Consider the following 1,070-nt stretch of genomic DNA (forward strand, 5'->3'; position numbering starts at 1 on the left):
ATCAACACCGCCACCGTCACCAACACAGTCAGCTTCATCGCACCTGCATCAGGCAGCGTCACCAACACCGCCAGAAGCAGCTCAACTACCGCTGACCCGACTCCGGGCAACAACGCATCTACATTCACCACACCTCTGACACCTAGTGCCGACCTAGTTACCACCAAAACCGGGACTACGGCAGCAGCACCGGGTCAAACAGTTACTTACACAATTTCCACAGTCAATAACGGCCCAAACACAGCCGAAAACGTCACCATTACCGACACCATCGTTCGCGGTTTAACAGGAGTCAACGGCGGTGTCTACGATGAAAATACAGGTATTGTCAGCTTCGCGCCCGTTCCCAGCTTAGCCAGCGGTGTCACCGTCACCAACACAGTCAGCTTCATCGCACCTGCATCAGGCAGCGTCACCAACACCGCCAGAAGTACCTCACCCACGGCTGACCCCACTCCGGGCAACAACGAAGCTACCTTCACCACAACTCTCACACCTAGTGCCGACCTAGTTACCAGCAAAACCGGGACTACGGCAGCAGCACCGGGTCAAACAGTTACTTACACAATTTCCACAGTCAATAACGGCCCAAGCACAGCCGAAAACGTCACCATTACCGACACCATCCTTCGCGGTTTAACAGGAGTCAACGGCGGTGTCTACGATGAAAATACAGGTATTGTCAGCTTCGCGCCAGTTCCCAGCTTAGCCAGCGGTGTCACCGTCACCAACACAGTCAGCTTCATCGCACCTGCATCAGGCAGCGTCACCAACACCGCCAGAAGTACCTCACCCACGGCTGACCCCACTCCGGGCAACAACGAAGCTACCTTCACCACAACTCTCACACCAACTCCAACACCGACTCCAACTCCACCAACTCCAACACCGACTCCAACTCCACCAACTCCAACACCGACTCCAACTCCAACTCCCAACCAACCGCCATTGGCCAACAATGCCAACTCCAGCATCGGGCCCAACAGCAGCCTGTTAGTCACGGGATTGGGAGGAAGCGACCCCGACGGGTCGATCGCCTCTTACACGATCAACACCCTGCCCCCAGCAGA

General features: G+C 56.0%; 1 pseudogene. It reads left to right on the forward strand.

What is annotated here, in order from left to right:
- Window positions 1–1,070, forward strand: a pseudogene (locus tag QUB04_RS18095) (DUF11 domain-containing protein); the annotation flags it as partial.

Origin of the sequence: Microcoleus sp. D2_18a_B4 (assembly GCF_036702475.1) — a bacterium.
In the GTDB taxonomy this organism is placed as follows: domain Bacteria; phylum Cyanobacteriota; class Cyanobacteriia; order Cyanobacteriales; family Microcoleaceae; genus Microcoleus.